Source organism: Psychrobacter sp. DWR1-2-3 (genome assembly GCF_049896465.1).
GTDB lineage: Bacteria > Pseudomonadota > Gammaproteobacteria > Pseudomonadales > Moraxellaceae > Psychrobacter > Psychrobacter maritimus.
In genome coordinates this window covers 389,609-411,941 of record NZ_JAFCUJ010000001.1, presented here as the reverse complement: position 1 = coordinate 411,941, position 22,333 = coordinate 389,609, and the positions used below count along the sequence as shown (strand labels likewise).

Genomic DNA, 22,333 nt, shown 5'->3' with positions numbered 1-22,333 from the left:
AATTATAAAAAATAGGAATGAATCATGAGCAATACTAAAAATGATACCTCAGATATTAAAAAAGCAGCAGAGCAAGCCGATAGTCAGCAAATCGAAAAAAACCTAGCCGACAATAAACAAGTCGATGTGCCGGAAGAATTGAGTACAGAAGAACAGACTTCTTTTATTGATGATGATTTGCGTACTGATAAGTGATTTTAATTTAACTAATTTTAATTTATCTAAAAAAGCAACCAGTGCCACAAAGAAATTAGTAGCAATGAGCATATTTATTACTGCATAAAAAATAAATAATGCTCTAAACCATAAATGCGAGGGACGCGCCATGCCAACTAATACCCATCCAAACCATGAAGAAGCGGTACCCGTTCGTGATCCAGCAGCCTTACATCCAGACAATGCCCAAGACAGTTATGAAGGTCGTAAACACGAGCCTAATATCGATGGACCACAGCAGGAATCACAGGAAACGGACGAGATATATTCCGACCCTCGTAAAGAAGAGGACTTACCAGCAGGCGGCAAAAATGTCGCGGATTTAAACGCTTATGATTTATCGAAAAAAGGTAATGAACCGCGTTAAGCCGTTGTTTAATTTACAAATAAGTAAGCAATATTAGAAATTCAATGACCAATAATAATAACGATAACCGCAATAATCCAATATGATCAGAAGATGATAATAATTACACATGATAAGGATAGCATGATGCAAAATGAAGATATGCAAACCAAAGATCCCGCTTTAACCAAAACGCGTCTAGACGACGCTGATGTTAATCGTACTAATAATCATACAGATAATGCTCATACTGAAATTGACAATAGCATTACTGAAAATAAAGGGACAGATACCTTTAAAGAAGGCGTGATTAATTCAGAGCACGTCAACGATAATGACAATCCTGCACGTCAGCCAGATCGCCGTGACCAAGAGGGCAATGCCTTTGACGAAGGTATCAATGAGCATACGATGGTTGGTGATGCGGCTAAAAGTGCAGGTATCAATGACTTAAACCGCTATGCCAACGTTGACAATGCTCAAACTCGCGTGCTAAATCCTGATGAAAAAGATTTTTAACACTTATATTTTCAGCATTAATTTAATGAGGCGCTAGACGTTAATGTGCACATTGTTTTTCGTTTAGATAGCAGTTTATATACTACTTTATATAATAGTGATGCTAACAACGTTAGAAAAGGAATTGCCATGAATATGCCAGATGATAGGGATGCAGAAACGAGTAATTTAAAAACGGCTCATTCAAAAGATAATATGCCGCTTAAAGATGCCGATGACAATGACAATAATGGGATTGTTGCTGATGATGCATTGCAAACAGCCAATCCAGCAGAAGCAGCAAGGTTAACGGATGACCATGATCCGCATCATGTCGGAAAAAGTCATAAAGAATACGACAGCGCTTTAATGGAGAGCGATAAATAACAGTTTTAGACAGTATGCTAAGAAAGTAGACACTTAGACAGTGTGAAGTGAAGAAGTATAAAGCCAAAAGGTGCAACAATTAGCCGATACTCATATCGACTAATTGTTGTACCTTTTTCTTTTTAAACCGCCTTTTAGAATGGTTAAAATCCTAGCCATTAAGATATGGCACAGATTCTATAGCTAAACCGGTTCACCGCTATGAAAACGCAGCTCAGTATCTGGGCTCGATACCAGCTCCGCTTCTACCGCTTTAAAAAATGCCACGCGCTCGTCGATATTATCCTCTGACAATGACTGCGCCAATGCCAAATAATCTTCAAAATGACGGCTTTCTGATTTAAGCAAGTAGCGATAATATTTCGCCAAACGCTCATCGTTGATGACTTCAGCCAATGCAGCAAAACGCTCACAAGAACGCGCTTCAATAAACGCCCCGATAATCAATACATCTATCATCGCTGCTGGCTCGTAGGTACGCTTATGTTTCAACATACCTTTAGCATAACGTCCGGCACTTAGATATCTCCACGCTTGCCCGCGCTCATTCATGATGCCGAGTACTTGCTCATAATGCAGCATCTCCTCGCGTATCAACTGCGCCAATTTACGTTGTAAATCATAAGAAAACTCATAGCGAAATAATAAGTTCATTGCTGTACCAGCTGCTTTTTTTTCACAATTGGCATGGTCTTGAATGATTAATGGCAAGTCAGCAATGGCGGCATTTACCCACGCTTGTGTGGTTCGCGCACCCAAAAACTCATAAATAGGGGATAAGTCTACCTTTATAGGCGTTCGTAATTGCGCAATATCGACGCTGTCTTCTTGATTATTTTCTTCTTGAGCGCCATTTTCTTGGGTTAAAGTTGCAAGGTTTTGTGTATTGATAGTCATAGTTTTATTGGGCTTTATTGAGTAGTTGTAAAACAGCATTTATTGAATAATGATAAAAAGGTCTGAAAATAAATAAGTCTGCTATAGTCGATTCAACTTAAAAAGAATACATGGCTGTTGGGATAAATTTTGCGAAGCATCGAAAAGAGTGAAGAGCACAGCAAGCAAGAAAAATTTATCCCAGCAGCAGGCTATTTTTAACCTGCCTTTTTTATATTGAACTGACTATATAACGGCAAATACCTTTAATAGCATCTGGCATAATGGATCATTTGACGTGTTTGATACTTTTAAACGCCTTAGCTTAATAGATAACCGTTAAGCATAAGTTACTATGGTAATGATTACTTACAGTTTATCCATCGTTTCCATCATTGTGCTTAAACAAGGCGTTTATAGCATCTAAAGCCATACGTCTTATAGGGTATCATTTATCTACAGCCTAAGTATTTACTTGCTGAATGATGTTTCCTTGTTTATTTCATTATTTGATAGTAGGATGAGATTTTGCTTTTGGGACATTCTGTCTTACTATTGATTGCTAGTGAGTAGTTGATACTCAGCATTATATCAACTATCCATGCTAGCGCAAAAAGTAAGGGTTATCGCCTTAGTATTTGCTCAAAGCTGGTCTAAATAGTAGCAACTTAGATCTTAACTGCGATAGTAGTAACCCGGGATTAACACACTTCACGAACAGATAAGGATAACAATATGAGCCAGTCTTCTAACGCCAATCGTATTCAAAAGGGCATTCTTGCCATCGATAAGCAGATGTTCGATTTTATTGAAAACGAAGTGCTGCCGAAAGTCGGTGTGGATTCAGACAGTTATTGGTCAGGTTTTGAAAAGGTCATTAAGGAGTTTACGCCGCGTAATAAAGCGCTGCTTGCGACCCGTGACAAAATCCAAGCCCAGATTGATCAATGGCATCTAGACAATCCTGCCAAAGACGGCGACATTGACTATCCTACTTATAAAGCGTTTTTGCAAGAAATTGGCTATCTGTTACCAGAAGGCGAAGATTTCAAAGTCAGCACCCAAAACGTCGACGACGAGATTGCCCATATCGCAGGACCGCAGTTGGTCGTACCCGTACGTAACGCGCGCTACGCATTGAACGCGACCAACGCTCGTTGGGGCAGCTTGTATGACGCCTTATATGGCACAGATGTGATCAGCGATGAAAATGGTCAAGAAGCAAAAGGTGGCTACAACCCAACTCGCGGCGCAGCTGTCGTGGCATATGCCAAAAAATTCTTAGATGAAAACTTTGCGTTAGCATCAGGTTCACACAACGATGCAACTGGTTTTAAAGTTGTCGATGGCAAGCTTGAAGTGCTGCAAGGTGATAGCAGCACTGAGCTAAAAAATGCTGCTCAATTTGCAGGTTTTGTCGGTGATGCAGCAAGCCCAACCGGTATCTTATTAAAGAATAATAACTTACACGCTGAAATTCAAATCGATGGCAGCCATCCAGTTGGTAAAGACGATCCAGCCAATATTAAAGACGTGCTACTAGAATCAGCCATTACAGCAATTCAAGATTGTGAAGATTCAATCGCTGCGGTCGATGCTGAAGAAAAAGTTGAAGTCTATCGCAACTGGTTTGGTTTGATGAATGGCGATTTGCAAGAAACCTTTGAAAAAGGCGGCAAAACCCGTACACGTAAACAAAACCCAGATCGCGAATATACTACGCCAGCTGGTGGCACCCTTACCTTACCAGGTCGCTCATTATTGCTAATCCGTAACGTTGGCCATTTGATGCAAAACCCTGCGATTTTAGTCGATTTGGGTAATGGTCAAGAAGAGATTTTTGAAGGCTTGATGGATGGTTTGATTACACCGCTATTGTCTTTAAATGATTTAAAAGGTAACAGCCAGCTATCAAACTCGCGTAAAGGTTCGATGTATATCGTTAAACCAAAAATGCATGGTCCTGAAGAAGTCAAAATGGCGAACGACTTGTTTAATGCCTCAGAAGACTTATTGGGCTTAGAACGTAATACCCTTAAAATCGGTATCATGGACGAAGAGCGCCGTATGACGGTCAACCTAAAAGAAGCGATTCGCCAAGCCAAAGAGCGCGTTATCTTTATTAATACCGGTTTCTTAGACCGTACCGGTGATGAGATGCATACCAGCATGAACGCCGGACCTTTCGTACGTAAAGGCGATATGAAGTCAGAAGCATGGCAGCCAGCTTATGAGCAGTGGAACGTTGATATCGGTTTAGAGACGGGTCTACAAGGTCACGCTCAAATTGGTAAAGGCATGTGGGCGAAGCCTGATGAGATGAAAGAGATGATGGAAACCAAAGCCGCTCATCCACAAGCGGGCGCTAGCACAGCGTGGGTACCATCACCAACGGGTGCCACCTTACACAGCATGCATTATCATCAAGTGAATGTCGCTGAGGTGCAAGACAACCTAAAATCACGTGAGCGTGCCAGCTTAGATGACATCTTGACCATTCCATTGGCAAAAAACACCAACTGGACGGAAGAAGAGAAGCAGCAAGAGCTTGATAATAATGCTCAAGGCATCTTAGGTTATGTCGTACGCTGGGTAAACCAAGGTGTTGGTTGCTCTAAAGTACCTGATATTAATGATGTGGGTCTAATGGAAGACCGTGCGACACTGCGTATCTCAAGCCAGCATATCGCTAACTGGCTGCATCATGGGGTCATCAGTGAGCAACAAGTAATGGATACCATGAAGCGCATGGCAAAGGTCGTCGATGAGCAAAATGCTGACGATAATGGCTATCAGCCCATGGCAACTGACTTCGATAACTCGTATGCCTTTAAAGCGGCTTGTGATTTGGTGTTTAAAGGTCGCGAGCAGCCAAGTGGTTACACTGAACCATTGCTACATCAAGCACGCCTTGACTTAAAAGCCAACTGCTAAATTAATCGAGCCATATTGTTAATTAAATAATATAACTAGCGTTAGTTATTATTAAGGGGCTTTGCTTTAAGGCTATTTATTTATGTATAAGTAGCCTGCTAACGTTTTGTCTTTAATAAGCATATTAAATATAGTTTATATTCTTATTACTGATATTTCTCAATAACACCTCTATTCGTCCATGACGAGTAGGGGTGTTTTTTTGTCCCTAATTAAATATAGGTTAAACCTCATAGTGGACATGGCTTTGAAGATTTTTTGTCATTAGAGACGTAAAAAATATGTTGCAAATTATGTCAAAGTTGTTATGCTTGTACTCGAAGTATGAGTTTGGTAACGGATGTTACGCAACAGAGCGATAAAGACCAACGTTTACATGGCAGTTACGATTTCGATCCCAGTTATGTAAGTCATGGTTTTTTTCATCTTACGGTAATAGAACTTCGCCACACTTGTTTCTGACTAATCTCGGTAGCCAGTTACACATTATATCTTTGAGGATTTGTGACGATACCATTTTGGGCACCGGCTAATAATAGCTCGCTCATTACTAAAATTGTAAAGTGGAGATACCCCCATGAAAAAACTACTTTTAGCTACAGCAATCGCTGCCCTATCTGTATCAGCTGCTCAAGCTGCACCTACCGTATATGGTAAAGCATTCGTTACTGCTGATTATGTTGATGTTGATGCTGATTTAAGTGTTGTAGAAACTGGAAGTCCTGACATAAGACTTAACGGTAGTGAAGATACTGTACAGGTTAACTCAAACTCTTCTCGTATTGGCGTTAAGGGCTCTGAAGCCATGACTGCTAATACTGATGTTATCTATCAGTTAGAGTATGGCGTAAATATTGATAGTGGTGCAGAGAAGCAGTTTACCTCTCGTGATACATACTTAGGTTTAAATAATAAAACCTTTGGTCAGTTCCGTGCTGGTCGCAATATGTCAGTACTTGACTATGTAAACAATGTTATCGTTACACATGCTTACTGGGATAACCTAGGTGCAGGTAGTGCCGCCGATGTTCTAACTGCTATTGATGATGAAAACGAACAAGATCTCGTAGATGCGCTTACTACTGGCTTTAACATGACTGATTCTAGTCGTCAAGATAACTCTATCGTATGGATTGCACCAAAATACAATGGTGTACCAGTAGAATTAGCACTGCAATATAGCGCTGATGAAAGACTAGGTGAAAGTGATCACGGCTTTGGTGCATCATTATTGTTTGACCAAGGTACTGGTTTCACTGCTGGTCTAGCATATACTAAAGATATGGATACTCGTATTTCATATGATGATGAGACTATTGGTGGTAACATCATTCGTGGTACTGCTACTGTTGACCTAGGTAAATATATTGCCGCTCCAGTAACTCTAGGCGCGCTATATCAAGTAGCAGATTATGATTATGAAGACGCTAAGAAAGAAAAAGGTCTAGTAGTTAGCGCTGAAATGGGTCTAACTAACTTTGCACGTCCAGCATCTATATATGCTCAGTACAATAAGACTGACAACCTAAGTGGTGTTAACAATTTCGATTCTGATCAAATCGTTGTTGGCGGTAAATATATGTTTAAAGATAACTTGATTGCTCATGCTTATGTTGGTCAAAACTCAGCTGACTATGCTTACTCTGAAGTTGTTGGCAGTTATTCATACAAAGAAAGAGCTGATGTTGATAATTTCGCTCTTGGTGGTGGTCTAGAATACTTATTCTAATCTAAACATTAGAAACGTATTATAAAAAACTCATCCTTCGGGGTGAGTTTTTTTGTTATGCCCTTTTTAAAGCGGCAGTGGGTTATAATAGCTACGTATTTACGATGATTACGCACTTATGACAATTAAGCGTTAAAAACTGAGTGTTTTAAAGAGTTTGCGCTTTTGCCCTATATTTTGTGGCGTATTTTTAGTAAAATCCTTCTTTACCAATTACCGACAGAGTACTATGACCAAGTTTATATTTGTGACCGGTGGGGTAGTGTCCTCACTAGGAAAAGGTATTACCGCCGCATCCCTTGCTGCCGTGCTAGAAGCACGTGGCGTAAAAGTGACGATGACCAAAATGGATCCGTATATTAACGTCGATCCAGGTACGATGAGCCCGTTCCAGCACGGCGAAGTGTTCGTCACCGAAGATGGCGCTGAGACCGATTTAGATTTGGGCTACTATGAGCGTTTTTTGCGCCATTCAAAGATGAGTAAGAGCAATAACTTCACCAGTGGTCGTATCTATCAAAACGTTTTGAATAAAGAGCGCCGCGGTGAATATTTAGGCGGTACGGTACAGGTGATTCCGCATATCACTGATGAAATTAAAAGCAAAATTCTTGCCAGTGGCGAAGGCTATGACATCGCCATTATCGAGATTGGCGGCACAGTTGGTGATATCGAATCACTTCCCTTTATGGAAGCTGTACGCCAAATGCAAGTAGAGCTAGGTCGCAATCGCGCCATGCTGATGCATTTAACATTAGTACCTTATATCGCCAGTGCTGGTGAAACTAAGACTAAGCCGACCCAGCATTCAGTAAAAGAGCTGCGTTCGATTGGTTTGCAGCCTGATGTCTTAATTTGCCGCTCAGATCACCATATCTCACCAGACAATCGCCGCAAGATTGCGCTATTTACCAACGTTGAAGAGCGTGCGGTTATCATGTGTGAAGATGCGCAAAGTATTTACCAGATTCCGCGCACCCTGCATGAGCAGGATCTTGATGACTTAATCTGTGAGCGCTTTGGTCTTGATTTACCAGAAGCGGATTTAAGCGATTGGGATAAAGTGGTTGAAGCACAGCTGAATCCTGAAGCGACGGTGACGGTAGCGATGGTTGGTAAGTATGTTGAATTACCGGATGCCTATAAGTCTATCAATGAAGCCTTGCTACACGCTGGTATCACCCATAAAGCCGATGTTAAAATCGACTATATCGATGCTGAATTGTTAGAAACGGATGATACTTTATTTGCCCGTCTTAACGATGCCGATGCTATTTTAGTACCGGGCGGTTTTGGTGAGCGCGGTACCAATGGCAAAATGAAAGCCATTACTTATGCGCGTGAAAACAACGTACCTTATCTTGGTATCTGCCTTGGTATGCAGTTGGCTGTGATTGAGTATGCGCGCAATGTGTTACATATCGATGCCAACTCTTCTGAGTTCCATCGTACGGCGGCTGAACCTATTATTGGTCTGATTACCGAATGGTTAGATGAGCGCGGCGAATTGCAGATTCGTAGCGATGATTCAGACCTTGGTGGCACCATGCGTTTAGGTGCACAGCAAGCGGAACTGGTTGCTGGTAGTAAGCTTGCCCAAATCTATGGCTCTACCAATATCACTGAGCGTCATCGCCATCGTTATGAGATGAACAATCGTTATATTGAGCCATTAGAGCAAGCAGGTATGAGCATATCTGGTTATTCGGCTAAGCAGCATTTGGTTGAGTCGGTTGAGATTCCTACCCATCCTTGGTTTGTCGCGGTACAGTTCCATCCTGAATTTACCAGCTCGCCACGCGGTGGTCATCCACTGTTTAACAGCTTTGTAAAAGCAGCAAGAACCTATAGCGATAATAAATAATCGTTATCGTATGACAGCTTGATAGTTATAAAAAAGACTGATTTTCGGATTGGTCTTTTTTTTACTCTTTATTTAGCCATTTTTTAATAGCGGTTTCTAGCAATAGCGCTTTTATTAAGTAATCTACAGTATCAGCGAGATGTAATTACGCTTAGATACTTTTTTTTATGGGGCTATCGGTTACAATACGGGGAAGTAGCATTAATAATAACTGTTCGTAATAACAGTAAATAACAATAATGAGGGTTACCGCTTCATGGAAAATCTATTAACGGCGCAATCGCATATTCAACTTAAGACGCCAAATGGCAATACAATCAATATCGGTAATGATCAGCCGTTTGTATTATTCGGTGGTATGAATGTCTTAGAATCAAAAGAATTGGCGTTTGAAATTGCCGAGCAGTATGTTGATATATGCCAGCGTTTGGGTATCGGCTATGTTTTTAAAGCCAGCTTTGATAAAGCCAACCGTTCAAGCTTACATTCTTATAGAGGTCCTGGGTTAGAGCAAGGTATCGATTGGCTTGGGCAAATTAAAGAAAAATTCCAAGTACCGATTATCACTGACGTCCATGAACCGTATCAAGCAGCGCCCGTCGCTGAAGTTGCCGATATTATCCAGCTGCCAGCGTTTTTGTCGCGTCAGACTGACTTGGTACATGCGATGGCAAAGACCGATGCGATTATTAATATTAAAAAAGCGCAGTTTTTAGCGCCGCATGAGATGCGTCATATCGTCAATAAATGTCTTGAAGGTGGTAACGATAAGCTGATACTTTGTGAGCGCGGTAGTGCCTTTGGTTATAATAATCTGGTCGTCGATATGCTTGGTTTTGATACCATGAAGCAGATGGATATTCCGGTATTTTTTGATGTAACGCACAGTTTGCAGCAACCGGGTGCGCGTAGTGATAGTGCCGGCGGACGCCGTGAGCAAATCACCACCCTTGCCCGCGCAGGTATGGCGACAGGGCTAGCAGGGCTGTTCTTAGAGGCGCATCCAAACCCAGAAGTTGCAAAATGTGATGGCCCTTGTGCGTTGCGAACCAGTCAGTTAGAGCCATTTTTACGGCAGCTCAAGCAGATAGATGATTTGGTTAAAGGCTTTGAGGTATTGGATACGCATTAATGCTATAAATGCTATAAATGCTATAAATGACGAGGGGATAAGATCATGGCGATTAAAGTTGCACAAGTCAGTATCGAGAATATCGATGATACCGAAGGGTTTGAGAGCGTGATGACGGCGCTAAAAAACATTACTGGTGTCACAGAAATTGAGCTACAGCCTGAAAACAGAATGGCATTTATCCATTATGATGATACCAAAACGACGGTGCATGCATTTGTTGCGGCAATCAGCATGGTTGATTACGTGACTCAGCCGTTTCCTATCGATGCCCCGCAAAACCCGCGTTATCATGATTAACGTTTAGTGAGTGACTATTTACTGCGGTATTTTTAACGCTTGATAGTTTCATAAGCCATGTTTATACAAATTTCGTTTTTATAAAAATATTTGAAGCAACAACGCTTTAATAAACTTACAACCAAACGGACTTGTTGTTAACAGTAATACGGCTTATGCTAGTTGCATGCTGTATTGGTAATTAAGCGCATAAAGAGCATTATCAAAACAGTTTTTGCACATTATAAAAAATTCACTAATAAAAAATCCGTTATAAGAATAAGGAGCCTCTCATGGCAAACCAAACTAGAATTATTAATATCGATGGCATGACTTGTGGTGGTTGTGTGGCAAGCGTACATAAAGCGACTGACGGCATAGACGGCGTAGAGACAATCTCTGTTGATTTGGCTGATAATTTAGCGACCGTGACCTTTGATGACACTAAGACCACTATCGAGGAGATAGCAACTGCTATCGATGATGCAGGTTTCGATGCCACCGTTGCTAACTCTTAAGATTATTTGTATTTATAAAAGAACCGGCTCTCATGGCTGGTTTTTTTAATGGCTAAAAAATAACGAGGCAGCAATAACTAATGTCTTTTCATTTATACGCCAATAGCTCTTGATGAGTTGCAAGCATAGAAAAAGTTGAATTACCGCCAATCATAACCATTTAGTATTTATCATCAGTAGGTTTAGAAAAGGGCTATTCAAATACGCTTTCGTCTAACACCTTTATCAAGCTATTGAGCTTTTTTTCCGCGCAAACGAATGCCTAAATATCTAAACGCTATCACGCGCTTTAACGCAATAACGAGTTCTCTCTATGAATGACGCTACCCGTACCGCTAACAATGACCCCTATGAAGTTGAGACTGATATCCAGTCAAATACGCCGCTTGCGCCCAAGCGTGCGCACCTGCAACTGGCGATTGAGGGAATGACATGTCAGGCTTGTGCGTCTCGCATTGAAAAAGTCCTTAATAAGAAGCCGGCGGTCTATGAAGTCAATGTTAACTTCGCTGGCGAGACGGCTAACGTCGATTATGATCCAACGCAAACCACACCTGAGCAGGTAACAGAATGGGTGAATAAAACTGGTTTTGTGGCCAATTTGCAGGCCGCTGATAGTTTGTTTGCTAAGTCGGATGAAGATACCGCAACTGTTTATCCATGGCGCCTGATTGCGCTGTGGGTTTGTTTGCTACCGTTCTTGGTTGGTATGGCAGGCATGCTGGTTGGGCAAGGTATGGCGTGGATGCCGCCTGTTTGGATTCAGTTTATCTTAGCGACCATTGTCCAATTTGGGCTGGCATTGCCATTTTACAAAAGCGCGTGGGCGTCTATCAAAGGTGGTCTTGCCAATATGGACGTATTGGTGGTCATTGGCACGGTAACCATTTGGGCGTATTCTACTTATTTATGGCTGACCCATGGCGATGGCACGTTAAGCAGCTTATTACAAAGCGGGCATGCAGGCGGACACGGACCAGCTGTTTATTTTGAAGCAGGGGTAATGGTTATTGCCTTTGTGCGTACGGGTAAGTATTTAGAGGAGCGCACCAAAAAGCATAGCTTAAACAGTATTGATTTATTATTATCCCTAACACCTGATGAGGTTGAGCAGCAACAGCCAAATGGTGATTTTCATAATGTCGCGCTACAAGCGGTGCAAGTAGGCGATATCCTGCGTGCCAAACAAGGCAGCCGTGTGGCAACCGATGGTGTCGTTATCAGCGGTGCTGGCTGGTGCGTTGAGAGTCATTTAACCGGCGAGTCCGTACCGCTTAAAAAAGAAGCAGGTGATGTACTGCTAGCAGGGGCGTTGGTCGAAAATGGCAGCTTACTCTATCGCGTCAGTGCAAAGGGCAGCGATACCAAGCTCGGTGACATGGTACAAGCGCTGAGCGATGCGCAAGGCTCAAAAGCCAATCTAGCGCGCCTTGCTGATAGAGTAACGGCTATTTTTGTCCCTGTGGTAGTAACGATTGCCTTGGTTACTTTTGGGCTGACGTGGTGGCTAACGGGTATGGTTGATACTGCCTTGATGCATGCGGTGTCGGTGTTGGTCATTGCTTGCCCATGTGCGCTTGGGTTGGCAACGCCAGCGGCTATTATGGCCGGTATGGGCGTCGCCGCCCGTCATGGCGTTTGGTTCAAAGACGCGCAAAGCTTAGAGGCGGCAGGTAATATTGATACCGTGGTACTCGATAAAACGGGCACATTAACTATCGGTAAGCCAACCATCGTCGATCAGGTCATGGTGGATAAATCGCTTGCCGTCGATGATGTGCTGCAAATTGCCGCAAGTGTTGAGGCGCACGCCAGCCATCCATTAGCGACGGCGTTGATTAACGCGGCTAGCGAGCGTAACTTACCACTGATGACTGTCACGGATATCAGTGTCATCAAAGGTGCGGGTATACAAGCCAATATCGAAGGCTTAGGTGTGGTAAAAGTTGGTACGGCAGAGTTTGCTAATCTAACCCTGCCAAAACTGATGCCAAAAGTATGGCAAATTGCCAGTACTGTCGCCATTAGTATCAACGATGAGCCGCTAGGCGCGTTTGCCTTAGCTGACGATTTAAAAGACGACACGCCGCAGGCAATTACTGCGCTACAAGATGCGGGTATCAATGTTATATTAATGAGTGGTGATAAGCAGTCGGTTGTTGACCATGTGGCAGGGCAGTTGGGTATTGAGCAAGCGTACGGTAAAATGAGCCCACGTGATAAGGCGAGCCAAATTGCCCTATTGCAAACAGCGGGTCACAAAGTGGCGATGGCGGGCGACGGCGTCAATGATGCGCCAGCAATGGCAACCGCCGATGCCAGCTTTGCGATGTTTGAGGGTACGGATGTCGCCCAGCATAGTGCCTCTGCACGCTTGATGGGTGAGTCGCTCATGCATATTGATGCGGCGCAAAAAATTGCCAATGCAACGGTGCGCAATATCAAGCAAAATTTATTCTTTGCTTTTATCTATAATTGCCTAGGTATTCCGCTTGCCGCTTTTGGTTTTTTAAATCCTATGATTGCCGCTGCAGCAATGGCGCTGAGCTCTATTTCGGTATTGATGAATGCGCTACGTCTGACGCGTTTCAAAACCGAGGTTGAGCTAAATAACACCGTCTCTAATACTCAGACTGACAGTAAGCGTTTAACAAAAACATAAATGCCAAACCGCCTGTCATATCGTCGCTGTTAAGAGGGATTGCACCCCCTCTTTAATGGCTGATATTACAGGCTATATTTCATTTTATGGGCGCAAGTTGGGGTAAGATAAGGGAAGTTTGGCAAAATTTATGCTATGATGCCAAGCACGATAGCTGACAGTTAAAGTATTAGATGAAGCTTTAATAAGGCATGAAACCAGTCAATTATATGAATAGATATTGTTGGTTTTGCTATAAGTGCTATACGATATTTTGCTTTACCTTTTTTGTATTGTAGTTGCCGTTATTTATCCCTCAAACTTGGCATGACCATAGGAATTAACAGACATTATGTACGCTGAAGAAACCACCAACTTCGCCGCAATTATAGACATTCGCGCTCGTGAGATTTTAGACTCGCGCGGTAACCCAACGATTGAAGCTGATGTCATCTTAGCTGACGGCACAATTGGCCGTGCTGCTGCCCCAAGTGGCGCCTCAACTGGCTCACGTGAAGCGCTTGAGCTGCGTGATGGCGATCAAGATCGCTACATGGGTAAAGGCGTCAAAAAAGCCGTTGCCAATGTCAATAGCCAGATTCGTAGCGCGCTTATGGACAAAGACGTCACTGAACAGCAAGCGATTGATGACGCTATGATTGCGCTCGATGGTACAGAAAATAAAGACAACCTTGGCGCTAATGCCATGTTGGCGGTGTCTTTGGCAACGGCAAAAGCAGCTGCTAAGTCACAAAGCCTACCGTTGCATCAATATATCGCAAACTTGCGCAATCAGACATCATTGACCATGCCGGTACCGATGATGAACATCTTGAACGGTGGCGAGCACGCAGACAATACCGTTGATATCCAAGAGTTTATGATTGAGCCGGTTGGTTTCACCAGCTTCTCAGAAGCGCTGCGTGCGGGTACAGAGATTTTTCATAGCTTAAAATCTGTCCTAAAAGCACAGGGTTTAAATACTGCCGTCGGCGATGAAGGCGGTTTTGCACCAAACCTACGTAGCAACGAAGAAGCTATCACCGTTATCATGCAAGCGATTGAGCAAGTTGGTTATAAAGCTGGAGAAGATATTCATTTGGCTTTAGATTGCGCGGCCAGTGAATTTTATAAAGACGGGCAATATATCTTGGCAGGCGAGGGTAATAAATCCTTTGATAGCCAAGGTTTCTCTGACTATTTAGTAGGCTTGGCGCGTCAATATCCTATTATCTCTATCGAAGATGGTCTTGATGAGTCGGATTGGGATGGCTGGAAGTATTTGACTGAGCAGATTGGTGATAAAGTCCAATTGGTCGGTGATGATTTATTTGTGACCAATCCTGCTATCTTGCAAGAAGGTATCGATAAGAAAATTGCTAATGCGATTTTGATTAAGTTTAACCAAATCGGTACCTTATCAGAAACGCTAGATGCGATTTATCTGGCGAAGAAAAACGGCTATGCAACGATTATCTCGCATCGTTCAGGTGAAACTGAAGACAGCACCATTGCAGACTTGGCAGTGGGTACGGCTGCTGGTCAGATTAAAACTGGCTCACTATGCCGCTCAGACCGCGTTGCAAAATACAATCAGTTATTACGTATCGAGCAACAAGTACGTGCAAGCTACCGTGGCCGTGAAGAGTTTATCGGTCTACGTGGCTAATAAGCTATACAGCTAAGCAGTTAGGCTTAAAGCTAAGCGATATATCGTCATTGATGTGATGATATATCGCTTAATAAGCCTACTTAGTTTTTTACTTTATTCTATTATCTGTTTTCTATTGTCTCTTTATCGTTTGGCGTGATCAATTTATGAAATATTTTAGCCAATTTATGCTACTTGCTTTAGCCGTTGCCGTCCTTTTAGGACTGCAATATCAGTATTGGCTGGGTGAAAACGGTCAGTTTGAGCATAATAAATTACTGACACAAATTGATGAGCAGCAGCGCTTAAATGACAACCAAGTAGCGGCAAATAACTTGCTACGCACTGACGTTCATGACTTAAAGACCGGTCTTGAAGCAGTAGAAGAGCATGCGCGCTTAGATTTGGGCTTAATTAAGCCAAATGAGACCTTTGTACAAGTATCAACAGCGCCGACGACGCACAGCCGTTATTAATCGCTCTTAATTTTACAAAATGAGTGTTTTCTACTATCTACAGTAGTCACATTATTGGTCTTAAAATATTTTTTGTTAAAATCTAAACCTCTTTTTCACTTCTCCCCAGTCCTATCATCATGGAATCCAACCATGAGTATCAATCAAAACCACCTTATGAATACCACACCTAATATACATGCCATGATTGTCGCTGCTGGTCGCGGTAGTCGTTTTGGTGCCTCTATCGCCAAGCAATATACCATGCTACAAGGGCAGACCTTGCTACAGCATAGCGTGGGGCGGCTTGCTAATAGTGCTTATATTGATAAGTGCTTATTGGTTATAGCGGCAGATGACAGCACGGCAAAGACACTCAATTTTGCGCTGCCGATACAGTATGCCATTGGCGGCGCTGAGCGTTGGCAATCGGTACATGCAGGGGTAGAAGCCATTCGTCAGACAGGTGCTAAAGATTCAGACTTGGTCGTGATACATGATGCTGCACGTCCTGCGGTGCCGCAACAGGATATTGATAAGGTGATTGAAGCGGCGATGCTAGAGCCTTATGGCGCTATTCTCGCCACGCCAGTAGCGGATACCTTAAAACAGTCCTACACCCAGCCTCATGCTCAATCTAAGACCACAAACGGCGTTATAGATCAGCCTGTCAATAGCAGCAGCAGCCACTCTTACGCTAAGCGAACTATCGACCGTAGTCATATGTGGCAAGCACAAACGCCGCAAGTATTTCGCCTCGGTGAGTTGCAGCGAGTATTAACCTATGTTGCTGAGAATCAGCTAGAAATTACCGATGAGGCCAGCGCTTTTGAACATTTAGAGCTGCCGATTCGCTTAGTGTCTGGCAGTCGACAAAATATCAAACTGACTTATCCTGACGACGCTATCTTGCTCGCAGCGATTCTTACCGCCCAGTCCGAACTATCATAAAAAACGATAAAGCACCTATAAGAAGCGATAAAGCATTCTTGATTTATTATTCTTATTCTCTATGTAAACTGTTTTCTATCTAATCTGTTTTCCATCTAAACTATTTTCCATCTAAACTATTTTGCTATAAATTTTACTGTTCTCAATAACTAAATTGAGCGCTTATAACTTCATGCGCCTATTTTTTCTTTTTATGTCTCTAAAAATTTTAAATTGCTTATTCTAGGAAGACATATTCATATCATATTTTGTATATAAATAATTCTAAAGCATAGCTTAGTATTAATAAGTAGAGGCTTAAGATAAACATATATTGCTTTGATGACGAAAATAGCCTATGATGTAACCAACTTAATACAATTAATATAAACATTTATAAATCAATAATATAACAAGCGGATTTGCTATCCTCAAACGTCTTGTCAGTATTTTTTATCGAAAGTTAGTATGGTTGTCTTAGCTACATTTACCTGAAAATAGGGAGAAGCTGATTGTCAACAGTCAATGATTCGACAAATCCAGTAACGCCAGATCTCTGCCAGCTTGTATATCTGAGCCACATTACGTCGACTGGTCTTGCAAGTGCGAGTACGCTTAACGACATCGCAGAAGTCGCCATTAAGCTGAACAAAGCCGATAACATTACTGGTATTCTTTGCTACGGCAACGGATACTTTTTCCAGTGTGTGGAAGGTTCTGAGCAAGCATTAACCAATCTCAAAAATCGCTTATTGGTAGATGATCGACATCAAGATTTAAAGATATTGGATTTTTCAGCGATTGCTGAGCGCCGTTTTGCTGGCTGGTCACTACGTTCTATTACGCTTGAGCGTTGGATGGTGAATGAGCCTAAGCTTAAAGCCTTTATGCCGTTTAAGCCCAATACGTGGGGCGCTAATGAATGGCAGCGGTTTTTGGATATTCTGCAAGGTTATTATGAAGAACAAGAAAAATCCGGCGAGCTTGATACGCAGCCGATAAAATATAATACCTTAGGGGTAACCTTGGGCAAAGTAGTCGGACAGCACCAAGCCTTTTTCCTTATTCAGACCATATTGGGCGGCTTGATTGTATTGGCGCTACTTTGGCTGATGCTAGCAGATAAGATTTGGTAGGCTTTTCTAAAAAATAAAACTCATATATTAAAAAAGCCAGCATTAATCGCTGGCTTTTTGCTGTCATAAGCGTTTTGCTTTTATAAATTTATCATAAAAAGTCATCATAAACCGCTGCATTGTCACTGATACGAAATTATAACAACGCATAAGAAATGAGCAGCTATAAAAACAGGCATAAAAAAAGCCCACTCACAAAAAATGTGAATGGGCTTTTTGATGGTGCGCTTATTAGTCTTATCAATGCTTTACAGCAAACTTGCTAACAAGTGACGCCAAATAGTGGCGTCCCCAGGGGGATTCGAACCCCCGTTACCGCCGTGAAAGGGCGGTGTCCTAGGCCTCTAGACGATGGGGACTAGTACAACGCTTCAGCTGCTTTCACCTTTATGCTGAAGTGGTGCGTATTCTAATGGCGTCTGCGTTTTCTGTCAAGCCTTTTTCTGCGTCTTTTTAAAATTAAATATCTTTTTTTGAGCGCGCGGCGTGGATGTAGGTCATTACGCTTTAAATGATGCCGAATCCATAATGACGTACAAGTGCTAATGGTTAAAGCGAGCAGCATATAACCGATGATGGTTGCCCATAACTTAAACTGTGGCTCCATAGCAAAGTCCCTTTTGTTAAGCTCAAATAATCCATAGCAGGTTATTAACTATAGATAGCACTATTATTTGCGTTTAACAATGGACGGCGTGTGCTTTATGTTATTTGGTGTCGCTATCGGTTGCTTGTACGGTAGTGTCTGCGGTGCTATCTTCTGTCACCTCCGAGTTACTCTGCTCAAGATGCATCGCATTCGATAGCATAGGATAGCTGTTTAGGATATGACAAAACAGCTCAGCGGTCTTTTGGGTATCATAGAGCGCTGAATGAGCGTCTTTACCATCAAAGTCGATGCCAGCCGCCTTACAGGCACGTGCTAATACTGTCTGTCCAAATGCTAAGGCAGACAGGGTCACGGTATCAAAGACTGAAAAATTGTGAAATGGGTTATGGTTTTTACTATTGGTACGCAGTACCGCCGCATTTAAAAAACCCAAGTCAAAATGCGCATTGTGGCCGATTAGGACGCATTGGCGGCAGTCTTCAGTACGGCGTACTTCCTTTAAACCTTTAAAAATACGGCGTAGGGCAGTTTTTTCATCTTCGGCAATGGCTTTACGTAGTGGGTTTTTAGGGTCAATACCGGTAAAGGCGAGGGCGCTTGGCTCAAGGTTTGCCCCTTCAAAGGGTTCGATATGAGCATTTAAAGCCTCGCCCGGATAAAACACGCCCTGCTCATTTAGCAGCACAGGAATACAGGCAATCTCTAATAAGGCGTCGGTTTGCGCATTAAAGCCGGCTGTTTCGACATCGACGACGACAGGCAAGAACTTACGAAAACGCTCTTTTAAGGTCATTGGCGCTTGTTCGTCTGTGTTGCCATCGGTCGTGTTGGTTGCATTGCTAGTATTAGTGACATTGCTAGTATTGTTTGCGTTGTTTTCAGGTAGGGCGGCATCGTTTTGAATGGTCATATCAAGTTAAATCGCTTTTATCAGTCGTGCTGTGGCATTGAAGTAAAAAATTAAGTTAAAGAATTAAATTAAAAATAGCTAAAAAATAAACATCTTATGATACGAGTATTGCTTTTGTTAATGAAGTTACCTTTTAGCAGAAGCACATTGTCTATCATAGGAGATAGCCCTAAATAAAATAAGTACAAATATTATAATGTGCTATTGGTATAAATTTTCCTTGCTTGCTGTGCGCTTCGCACTCCAGAGGCTGCGCAAAATTTATACCAATAGCACGATGTTTATTTTATAGGGGATCGAATAGATAATAGAGACGCAGGCAGTTTTACGTCATCACTATTAGGCTTTAATAGACCAAGGCTAGTCTTTAATAGACCAAGGTAATATCTCGCCCGCCATTAATGGCGTTAACGACGAACCATCAAAATAAGGGTAGTCGGTTGGTACTTGCATCGACGTATTTATCAAAGTAATGGTGCTTTCGTGGACTGGTAAGCCATAGAATTGAGCGCCAAAGCGGCTCGCAAACCCTTCAAGCTTATCAATTTTACCGACACTATCAAAAGCGGTGGCATATAGCGGTATCGCATTAGCGGCGCTATAACAACCGGCACAGCCACAAGCAGATTCTTTTGCGTCCGTTGCATGAGGCGCAGAATCTGTGCCTAAAAAGAATTTCGGATTGCCACTGGTGGCGACATCTAACAATACTTTTTGATGGCTTTCGCGCTTCAAAATAGGCAAGCAATAAAAGTGCGGCTTAATACCACCGACCAATAAATGATTGCGGTTAAACATCAGATGTTGCGGCGTAATGGTGGCAGCAACTTGGTTACCTTGGGCTAAAACAAAGTCAGCGGCATCACTGGTAGTGATATGTTCCATTACAATTTTCATGGTTGGAAATTTAACGATGATTTGTGCCAATACTTCGTCTAAAAAGCGTTTTTCGCGGTCGAAAATATCGACATGGTCGTGAGTCACTTCACCATGTAGCAGTAATGGCAGATTGTATTTTTCTAACGCTTCAAAGATATCGACGCGGGCATTGATATCAGTAACGCCATCAGCAGAGTTGGTGGTTGCGCCAGCAGGGTAGAGCTTGACCGCTTGGACGATACCTGATTTTGCCGCCATTTCGATATCATGGGCGCTGGTGTTATCCGTGAGATACAAGGTCATCCGTGGGTCAAAAGCTGCTTTGCGCTCAGTACTCAAATTACTTGCTTCTAACTGCTGCATGATGCGCGCACGATAAGCGTGGGCATCATCAACATTTTTAACAGGTGGCACAAGGTTTGGCATGCAGATGACGCGGTTAAAGCTTTGGGCGGCATGCGGAACGGTGGTTGCTAACGCTTTATCATCGCGCAAATGAATATGCCAATCATCTGGCTGCAGGATGGTTAATTCTCTAATCGAATCAGTCATGGTGTCATCGCGCTCTATATCGTGATATACGGGAGTGAAGGGGGGAGTCTTGCTGTGCTGCTATCATAACAGATTTGCCTACCTGACTAAATATGCGGAAAAATATCTGTACATAAATGATAAGCGATTTTTTACCGGATTAACTTTTGCCAGAGTTTTAAGAACGTTGTTAAAAACGAGGGTTGTTTAATGATGGTTGTTTACAGCGACTGTTATTTGAAAGTAGCTGTTATTTGAAAGCGACTGTTATTTGAAATAACCGGATTTATAGAATTAACCTCAAATATAAGGGAAAACCCAGTGCCTGATGGCAGTGCTACTTTTGCCGCTAGTAAATATGATGTACACTGAGCAGGCAATCTATCTTTTATTGATTTCATCCCATCATTCGCATTTTACGTCCCATTAAATGTATTCGACAATAAATTCTTATATTAGGAGTTCTTCATGGCTCAGCTTGATCCAAAAACTATTAATAAAATCGTCTTGGCATATTCAGGTGGTCTTGACACCTCAATTATCGCCAGATGGCTACAAGAAACCTATGACGCAGAAGTGATTACTTTCACCGCTGACATTGGTCAAGGTGAAGAAGTTGAGCCTGCGCGCGCCAAAGCTGAAGCGATGGGTATCAAGCATATCCATATCGAAGATTTACGTGAAGAATTTGCCCGTGATTATGTATTCCCAATGTTCCGCGCCAATGCCATCTATGAAGGCGAGTATCTGCTAGGGACTTCTATCGCGCGCCCACTAATCGCTAAGCGTTTGGTTGAAATTGCTAAAGAACATAACGCCGATGCTATTAGCCATGGTGCGACCGGTAAAGGTAACGACCAAGTACGTTTTGAGCTTGGCGCCGTTGCTTTGTCTCCTGATGTGGTCACCATTGCGCCATGGCGTGAGTGGGATTTATCGAGCCGTGAAAGCTTGATGAAATATGCTGAAGAACATAATATTTCTATCGATTATGCCGGCAATAAGAAAAAATCTCCGTATTCAATGGATGCCAACTTACTGCATATCTCATATGAAGGCGGCATCTTAGAAGATCCATACGCCGAAGCAGAAGACGATATGTGGCGCTGGTCAGTTAGCCCAGAAGAAGCACCTGACGAAGCACAATATCTAGAATTAGAATACAAACAAGGCGACATCGTTGCTATCGATGGTGAAGCGCTTAAGCCTTATGAAGTGATGATTAAGCTTAATGAGATTGGCGGTAAGCATGGTATCGGTCGTTTAGATATCGTCGAAAACCGTTATGTCGGTATGAAGTCACGCGGCTGCTATGAAACCCCAGCGGGTACTATTATGCTAAAAGCACATCGCGGTATCGAATCATTAACGCTTGACCGTGAAGCGGCGCATCTAAAAGATGAGCTGATGCCACGTTACGCTAAGATTATCTATAACGGTTATTGGTTCAGCCCTGAGCGCATGATGCTACAAGCTCTGATTGACAAATCACAAGAATATGTCAACGGTACTGTACGCGTTAAATTATATAAAGGTGCGGTAAGCGTCGTTGGTCGTAAGTCAGATGATTCATTATTTGATGAAAAAATCGCCACTTTTGAAGACGATGCAGGCGCCTATGATCAAAAAGACGCCGAAGGTTTCATCCGTCTAAATGGTTTACGTTTGGCGATTGAAGCCAGCCGTGGTCGTGATTTATCGAAGTAAGCCAGATTTGCGGTAGTCAGTTCGAGATAAAAATGATACGTTAATAGTCACGTGCGACTGTTATAAATTTTCCTTGCTTGCTGTTATCACAGAGGCTACGAAAA

General features: G+C 42.5%; 19 protein-coding genes and 1 tRNA gene. 16 read left to right on the top strand and 4 right to left on the bottom strand.

The window, feature by feature from the left end; all coding sequences use genetic code 11:
• Nucleotides 1–24: 24 nt before the first annotated feature.
• The 4 genes from ACP7AA_RS01620 to ACP7AA_RS01605 all read left to right on the top strand — a co-directional run bounded on the left by ACP7AA_RS01620 (nt 25) and on the right by ACP7AA_RS01605 (nt 1,447).
• A complete protein-coding gene (locus ACP7AA_RS01620) occupies nt 25–195 on the top strand; it encodes a hypothetical protein (RefSeq protein WP_426222440.1) in 171 nt (56 codons plus the stop codon).
• A gap of 130 nt (nt 196–325) precedes the next feature.
• Nucleotides 326–583, top strand: coding sequence for a hypothetical protein (locus ACP7AA_RS01615; protein WP_426222439.1), 258 nt, complete (start codon nt 326–328; stop codon nt 581–583).
• A 123-nt stretch (nt 584–706) separates the two neighbouring features.
• Nucleotides 707–1,081 (top strand): hypothetical protein, encoded by a 375-nt coding sequence (locus ACP7AA_RS01610; protein ID WP_426222438.1) that lies wholly within the window; start codon nt 707–709, stop codon nt 1,079–1,081.
• A 129-nt stretch (nt 1,082–1,210) separates the two neighbouring features.
• Nucleotides 1,211–1,447, top strand: a complete 237-nt coding sequence (locus ACP7AA_RS01605; RefSeq protein WP_426222437.1) for a hypothetical protein — start codon at nt 1,211–1,213, stop codon at nt 1,445–1,447.
• A 183-nt stretch (nt 1,448–1,630) separates the two neighbouring features.
• On the opposite strand, the gene ACP7AA_RS01600 is transcribed toward ACP7AA_RS01605, so the two are convergent.
• Complete coding sequence (locus ACP7AA_RS01600; protein WP_426222436.1) at nt 1,631–2,344, bottom strand: tRNA-(ms[2]io[6]A)-hydroxylase; 714 nt, start codon at nt 2,342–2,344, stop codon at nt 1,631–1,633.
• Nucleotides 2,345–3,058: 714 nt separating this feature from the next.
• Between ACP7AA_RS01600 and ACP7AA_RS01595 the strand changes: the two genes are divergently transcribed.
• The 11 genes from ACP7AA_RS01595 to ACP7AA_RS01545 all read left to right on the top strand — a co-directional run bounded on the left by ACP7AA_RS01595 (nt 3,059) and on the right by ACP7AA_RS01545 (nt 17,592).
• Nucleotides 3,059–5,257: a malate synthase G gene (locus ACP7AA_RS01595; RefSeq protein WP_426222435.1), complete on the top strand. Its 2,199-nt coding sequence runs from the start codon at nt 3,059–3,061 to the stop codon at nt 5,255–5,257.
• A 577-nt stretch (nt 5,258–5,834) separates the two neighbouring features.
• A complete protein-coding gene (locus tag ACP7AA_RS01590) occupies nt 5,835–6,986 on the top strand; it encodes a porin (RefSeq protein WP_426222434.1) in 1,152 nt (383 codons plus the stop codon).
• A 229-nt stretch (nt 6,987–7,215) separates the two neighbouring features.
• A complete protein-coding gene (locus ACP7AA_RS01585; RefSeq protein WP_087814434.1) occupies nt 7,216–8,850 on the top strand; it encodes a CTP synthase in 1,635 nt (544 codons plus the stop codon).
• Between the two features lie 256 nt (nt 8,851–9,106).
• Nucleotides 9,107–9,982 (top strand): 3-deoxy-8-phosphooctulonate synthase, encoded by an 876-nt coding sequence (gene kdsA, locus ACP7AA_RS01580; protein WP_426222433.1) that lies wholly within the window; start codon nt 9,107–9,109, stop codon nt 9,980–9,982.
• Between the two features lie 45 nt (nt 9,983–10,027).
• Nucleotides 10,028–10,282, top strand: a complete 255-nt coding sequence (locus tag ACP7AA_RS01575) for a hypothetical protein (protein ID WP_068407125.1) — start codon at nt 10,028–10,030, stop codon at nt 10,280–10,282.
• Between the two features lie 272 nt (nt 10,283–10,554).
• Nucleotides 10,555–10,779, top strand: a complete 225-nt coding sequence (locus tag ACP7AA_RS01570; protein WP_068407122.1) for a heavy-metal-associated domain-containing protein — start codon at nt 10,555–10,557, stop codon at nt 10,777–10,779.
• Between the two features lie 313 nt (nt 10,780–11,092).
• Entirely contained in the window at nt 11,093–13,441 is a 2,349-nt protein-coding gene (locus ACP7AA_RS01565; protein WP_191692423.1) for a heavy metal translocating P-type ATPase, read from the top strand.
• Between the two features lie 331 nt (nt 13,442–13,772).
• A complete protein-coding gene (eno, locus tag ACP7AA_RS01560) occupies nt 13,773–15,089 on the top strand; it encodes a phosphopyruvate hydratase (RefSeq protein WP_426222432.1) in 1,317 nt (438 codons plus the stop codon).
• Nucleotides 15,090–15,238: 149 nt separating this feature from the next.
• Entirely contained in the window at nt 15,239–15,547 is a 309-nt protein-coding gene (locus tag ACP7AA_RS01555; protein WP_183620640.1) for an FtsB family cell division protein, read from the top strand.
• Nucleotides 15,548–15,679: 132 nt separating this feature from the next.
• Nucleotides 15,680–16,477, top strand: a complete 798-nt coding sequence (ispD, locus tag ACP7AA_RS01550; protein ID WP_426222431.1) for a 2-C-methyl-D-erythritol 4-phosphate cytidylyltransferase — start codon at nt 15,680–15,682, stop codon at nt 16,475–16,477.
• A gap of 491 nt (nt 16,478–16,968) precedes the next feature.
• Entirely contained in the window at nt 16,969–17,592 is a 624-nt protein-coding gene (locus ACP7AA_RS01545; RefSeq protein ID WP_201563076.1) for a BLUF domain-containing protein, read from the top strand.
• A 283-nt stretch (nt 17,593–17,875) separates the two neighbouring features.
• On the opposite strand, the gene ACP7AA_RS01540 is transcribed toward ACP7AA_RS01545, so the two are convergent.
• The 3 genes from ACP7AA_RS01540 to pyrC form a co-directional block, all read right to left on the bottom strand.
• Nucleotides 17,876–17,951 (bottom strand) — tRNA-Glu (locus tag ACP7AA_RS01540).
• A 348-nt stretch (nt 17,952–18,299) separates the two neighbouring features.
• Nucleotides 18,300–18,995 (bottom strand): ribonuclease T, encoded by a 696-nt coding sequence (rnt, locus tag ACP7AA_RS01535; RefSeq protein ID WP_414706339.1) that lies wholly within the window; start codon nt 18,993–18,995, stop codon nt 18,300–18,302.
• A 477-nt stretch (nt 18,996–19,472) separates the two neighbouring features.
• Nucleotides 19,473–20,543, bottom strand: coding sequence for a dihydroorotase (gene pyrC, locus ACP7AA_RS01530; RefSeq protein WP_426222430.1), 1,071 nt, complete (start codon nt 20,541–20,543; stop codon nt 19,473–19,475).
• Between the two features lie 447 nt (nt 20,544–20,990).
• Here pyrC and ACP7AA_RS01525 point away from each other — a divergent pair, with 447 nt between their 5' ends.
• Entirely contained in the window at nt 20,991–22,229 is a 1,239-nt protein-coding gene (locus tag ACP7AA_RS01525; protein ID WP_201620143.1) for an argininosuccinate synthase, read from the top strand.
• Nucleotides 22,230–22,333: the final 104 nt, after the last annotated feature.

Excerpts from the sequence above, each read along its gene's own strand:
- ACP7AA_RS01525 (WP_201620143.1), top strand. The coding sequence starts at position 20,991 with ATGGCTCAGCTTGATCCAAAAACTATTAATAAAATCGTCTTGGCATAT.
- ACP7AA_RS01555 (WP_183620640.1), top strand. The coding sequence starts at position 15,239 with ATGAAATATTTTAGCCAATTTATGCTACTTGCTTTAGCCGTTGCCGTC.
- ACP7AA_RS01595 (WP_426222435.1), top strand. The coding sequence starts at position 3,059 with ATGAGCCAGTCTTCTAACGCCAATCGTATTCAAAAGGGCATTCTTGCC.
- ACP7AA_RS01620 (WP_426222440.1), top strand. The coding sequence starts at position 25 with ATGAGCAATACTAAAAATGATACCTCAGATATTAAAAAAGCAGCAGAG.
- ACP7AA_RS01610 (WP_426222438.1), top strand. The coding sequence starts at position 707 with ATGATGCAAAATGAAGATATGCAAACCAAAGATCCCGCTTTAACCAAA.
- ACP7AA_RS01590 (WP_426222434.1), top strand. The coding sequence starts at position 5,835 with ATGAAAAAACTACTTTTAGCTACAGCAATCGCTGCCCTATCTGTATCA.
- ispD (WP_426222431.1), top strand. The coding sequence starts at position 15,680 with ATGAGTATCAATCAAAACCACCTTATGAATACCACACCTAATATACAT.
- rnt (WP_414706339.1), bottom strand. The coding sequence starts at position 18,995 with ATGACCTTAAAAGAGCGTTTTCGTAAGTTCTTGCCTGTCGTCGTCGAT.
- kdsA (WP_426222433.1), top strand. The coding sequence starts at position 9,107 with ATGGAAAATCTATTAACGGCGCAATCGCATATTCAACTTAAGACGCCA.
- ACP7AA_RS01575 (WP_068407125.1), top strand. The coding sequence starts at position 10,028 with ATGGCGATTAAAGTTGCACAAGTCAGTATCGAGAATATCGATGATACC.
- ACP7AA_RS01615 (WP_426222439.1), top strand. The coding sequence starts at position 326 with ATGCCAACTAATACCCATCCAAACCATGAAGAAGCGGTACCCGTTCGT.
- ACP7AA_RS01605 (WP_426222437.1), top strand. The coding sequence starts at position 1,211 with ATGAATATGCCAGATGATAGGGATGCAGAAACGAGTAATTTAAAAACG.
- pyrC (WP_426222430.1), bottom strand. The coding sequence starts at position 20,543 with ATGACTGATTCGATTAGAGAATTAACCATCCTGCAGCCAGATGATTGG.
- ACP7AA_RS01570 (WP_068407122.1), top strand. The coding sequence starts at position 10,555 with ATGGCAAACCAAACTAGAATTATTAATATCGATGGCATGACTTGTGGT.
- eno (WP_426222432.1), top strand. The coding sequence starts at position 13,773 with ATGTACGCTGAAGAAACCACCAACTTCGCCGCAATTATAGACATTCGC.
- ACP7AA_RS01600 (WP_426222436.1), bottom strand. The coding sequence starts at position 2,344 with ATGACTATCAATACACAAAACCTTGCAACTTTAACCCAAGAAAATGGC.
- ACP7AA_RS01565 (WP_191692423.1), top strand. The coding sequence starts at position 11,093 with ATGAATGACGCTACCCGTACCGCTAACAATGACCCCTATGAAGTTGAG.
- ACP7AA_RS01585 (WP_087814434.1), top strand. The coding sequence starts at position 7,216 with ATGACCAAGTTTATATTTGTGACCGGTGGGGTAGTGTCCTCACTAGGA.